Source organism: Streptomyces sp. SID3343 (genome assembly GCF_009865215.1).
GTDB lineage: Bacteria > Actinomycetota > Actinomycetes > Streptomycetales > Streptomycetaceae > Embleya.
Window position 1 is genome coordinate 1 of sequence record NZ_WWJX01000154.1, and the last position, 3,802, is coordinate 3,802.

Genomic DNA, 3,802 nt, shown 5'->3' on the forward strand with positions numbered 1-3,802 from the left:
GCCGCGGGCTCGTGGAGTGTGGTGTTGCTGTCATGCCGACCACCGTTTCGCACCGGCGCCGCGCGGTCACCGGAGCAGGCCGGACACTCGGGGGTATGGCCCGCCACACCTGGGCCGTTACACGGGGTCGAGAAGGACTCCCGGCGCGCCGACCCCCGCTTCGCCGGCGAGGCGGGCGAGGCCAACGAGAAGATCGCGCAGACCGTGGCACCTCGCGTGAGTGATGTCCGTGTCAGGACCTGACCAGGCGACGCCGGCCTCTGCCGTGGCGGTGGGCCGTCGTCAGCCTCTGAGGTAGGTCAGGACCGCGAGTACTCGGCGATGCTGAGCGTCGTCGGGCAGGAGGCCGAGCTTGGCGAAGATGTTGCCGATGTGCTTCTCCACCGCGCTGGCGGAGATGGCCAGTTGCCGGGAGACGGCCGTATTGGAGCAGCCCTCCGCCATCAGCGCCAGGATCTGCCGCTCCCGCGGGGTCAGTGTGCTCACCGCACTGTCCCGGCGGCGCTCCGCGAGCAACTGCGCGATGACCTGGGGGTCGAGTACCGTCGCGCCGCGGGCGACCCGGTCCAGCGCGTCCAGGAACTCCTCAAGCCTGGCGACCCGGTCCTTGAGGAGGTACCCGACCGCGCCGGAGCCGTCGGCGAGCAGATCGCCGGCGTAGGACGCCTCCACGTACTGGCTGAGGATCAGCATGGGGGCGCCGGGCACGTGCGAGCGGGCGGTGATCGCCGCGCGCAGGCCCTCGTCCGTATGGGTCGGCGGCATCCGTACGTCGACGATCGATACATCCGGACGGTGTTCGAGGACCGCCTCGACCAGGGAGGGGCCGTCACCGACCACGTCCACCACGTGGTGACCGTCCTCGACGAGCAGGCGTACCAGGCCCTCGCGCAGCAGCACCGAATCGTCGGCCACGACGATTCGCAGCGGGCCTCGGACCGCCCGGTCCGGAGACGGTTCGGGCGCTCCTTCGTACGGGTTCAGCAGCACGGCAGCACGGCGGTGATCGTGGTCGGCCCGCCCGAGGGACTGCTGACCCGCAACCGGCCGCCGACGGCGTGCAGCCGCTCGTCCAGACCCCGCAGCCCGTGCCCCTTGGCCGGCGCCGCGCCGCCCACTCCGTCGTCCGTCACCCAAATCCTCAAGGTTCCCTCACTGTGGCGTAGCCCGATCACACACCGGTGCGCGTGGCTGTGCTTGGCCACGTTGGTCAGGGACTCGGCGATCACGAAGTACGCGGTCGTCTCGACGCCGGTGTCCAGCCGGCGGTCCAAGGCAACGGTATCGAGTTCGGCGGGGACGGTGGAGCGCGCGGCCAAGGCGGTGAGCGCTTCGTGCAGGCCGCGGTCGACGAGGATCGGCGGGGCGATGCCGCGCGACAGCGCTCGCAGCTCCTCCAAGGCCTCTTGGGTCTGGACGATCGCGTCGGCGAGGGCCGCCCGGACGGTCTCCGGCCTGCTGTCGAAGTAGTGCTGGGCGCGCCCCAGCTCCATCGCCAGGCGGACCAGTCGTTGCTGCGGGCCGTCGTGGATGTCGCGTTCGAGCCGGCGCAGCGCGGTCGCCTCGGCGGTCACCGCGGCGACCGTCTGCGCGCGGGCGGTGTCCCGTTCCTGTTCGAGCCCGCTGATTCTGCGATGCAACGCGGACGCGTCGGAGAGCAGCGCCTGCCCCAGCCCGGTCTGGGCGGTGGTGCATGCGCGGGTCACGAGCGGCAGGGTGAACAGCACCAGCAGACCGACCACGGTCCCGAAGGCGACCCGGTCGACCGGCGACAACAACCCCAGGCTCACGGTGACGTGCGATTCGGCACTGCCCGCGTTCAGCGACAGGGGCCGCAGCGACTCGGGCGGCGCGTACCGGTAGCGCAGGGCGCACGTGACGCAGGCGAGACCGACGAACCACCACAGCGCGGTCACCGCGAAGGTGACGAGCGTGACGGGCAGCACGACCACCGCGTGGGCCGCGTCGAGCCACGACCCCGCAGCGTGCGCGGAGGCGTTGCCTTTTTGCCCCGGGCGTAGGCCGACGCGTTCGACTCCCGGGGCCGAGGGGCGCACCTTGGCGATGCGCCACCGTTCCAGATCGGCGCACCACCGCGCCGGTGCCAGCGCGCGGGCCGCGACCGACGAACCGCCGGGCAGCAGCAGGCCGATCGTTGCGGCGAACACTCCACCGAGTACCGGCAGGAGCCCGACCACTGCGGTCACCGGCGCGGTGATCAGGTAGAGCGAACGCACGAGCGTTTGACGCCCCACGCGAGACAGAGCCCCGACGCCCGGCCACCACCGACCTCGGACTGCGAAGGAGAGCGACTTGGTCATGACCCCAAGCTAATACGGCCGTGAAGCAGCCTCCGCCGGCCGCTCCGGCGGACCCGGGGCGGCACCGTGGCCGGCACCCAGGGGGCGACCCCGGCCCTTCGGCTCGATGCGCGGGCCCTTGACGGCGTGGGGACGGGCGTTCTACTTTCGCTCATTGAAACGTTTCATTAGGGTCTCGCGCAGGCCCGGCAACTGTTGTCCCGACGCACCTTCGTCCCGGCAAACCCACAGGGAGCGGACACTCATGCAGGATCACGAGGCGGCGAAGGCCGCCTTGCGCGCTCAGCGCATCGAGACGCCCTCGTGGGCGTACGGCAACTCCGGGACCCGGTTCAAGGTGTTCGCCCAAGAGGGTGTCCCGCGCGACCCTTTCGAGAAGATCGCGGATGCCGCTCAGGTCCAGTTGTTCACCGGCGTGGCGCCGATCGTCTCGCTGCACATCCCGTGGGACCACGTCGACGACTACGCCGCGTTGGCCGAGCACGCCCGCGCGAACGGGGTACGGATCGGTGCGATCAACGCCAACGTGTTCCAGGACGACGACTACATGCTCGGCAGCGTCACCAACCCCGACCCGAGGATTCGCCGCAAGGCGATCGACCACCTCCTCGCGTGCGTGGACGTGCTGGACGCGACCGGTTCGCGCGACCTGAAGCTGTGGTTCTCGGACGGTACGAACTACCCGGGCCAGGACGACGTCGCCACCCGCCAGGGCCGGCTCGCCGACGCGCTCGCGGAGGTGTACGCGCGGCTTGGCGACGACCAGCGGATCCTGCTGGAGTACAAGCTCTTCGAGCCGGCGTTCTACATGACCGACGTCCCGGACTGGGGCACGTCCTACGCGCATTGCCTCAAGCTCGGCCCCAAGGCGACGGTCTGCGTGGACACCGGTCACCACGCGCCCGGCACGAACATCGAGTTCATCGTGGCGTTCCTGCTGCGCGAGGGCCGCCTGGGCGCGTTCGACTTCAACTCGCGCTTCTACGCCGACGACGACCTGATGGTCGGGTCGGCCGATCCGTTCCAGCTGTTCCGGATCATGCACGAGGTCGTCCGCGGCGGCGGTCTGAACCCCGCGAACGGGGTGAACTTCATGCTCGACCAGTGCCACAACATCGAGCCCAAGATCCCCGGCCAGATCCGCTCGGTCACGAATGTGCAGGAGGCCACCGCCAAGGCGCTTGTGGTGGACGGCGAGGCGCTGGCCGCCGCTCAGTCGTCCGGCGACGTGCTCGGCGCGAACGCGGTGTTGATGGACGCCTACAACACCGACGTACGCCCGCTCCTGCGCGGGCTGCGCGAGGAACAGGGTCTCGCGCCCGACCCGATCGCCGCGTACCACGCCGGCGGCTACGCCGAGAAGATTCGCGCCGAACGCGTCGGCGGCGCCCAGGCCGGCTGGGGCGCCTGACCCACCCGGCCCGGTGCCCCCCACCCGGTGCTGTGACCCACCCGGCCGCCGGACCCATGTGCCCGCCCGC

4 protein-coding genes are annotated in these 3,802 nt (G+C 70.8%); 2 read left to right on the forward strand and 2 right to left on the reverse strand.

Annotated features, from left to right (window positions below):
- The coding region (locus GT354_RS53495; protein ID WP_237534399.1) for a hypothetical protein at positions 1 to 243 on the forward strand (243 nt) is incomplete at its 5' end.
- Between the two features lie 39 nt (positions 244 to 282).
- On the opposite strand, the gene GT354_RS05350 is transcribed toward GT354_RS53495, so the two are convergent.
- Both GT354_RS05350 and GT354_RS05355 read right to left on the reverse strand, forming a co-directional pair.
- Complete coding sequence (locus GT354_RS05350) at positions 283 to 927, reverse strand: response regulator transcription factor (protein WP_161355014.1); 645 nt, start codon at positions 925 to 927, stop codon at positions 283 to 285.
- A 53-nt stretch (positions 928 to 980) separates the two neighbouring features.
- Complete coding sequence (locus GT354_RS05355; RefSeq protein WP_161355012.1) at positions 981 to 2,321, reverse strand: sensor histidine kinase; 1,341 nt, start codon at positions 2,319 to 2,321, stop codon at positions 981 to 983.
- A gap of 244 nt (positions 2,322 to 2,565) precedes the next feature.
- On the opposite strand from GT354_RS05355, the gene rhaI reads away from it, so the two are divergent.
- Complete coding sequence (gene rhaI / locus GT354_RS05360; protein WP_161355013.1) at positions 2,566 to 3,732, forward strand: L-rhamnose isomerase; 1,167 nt, start codon at positions 2,566 to 2,568, stop codon at positions 3,730 to 3,732.
- Positions 3,733 to 3,802 lie beyond the last annotated feature (70 nt).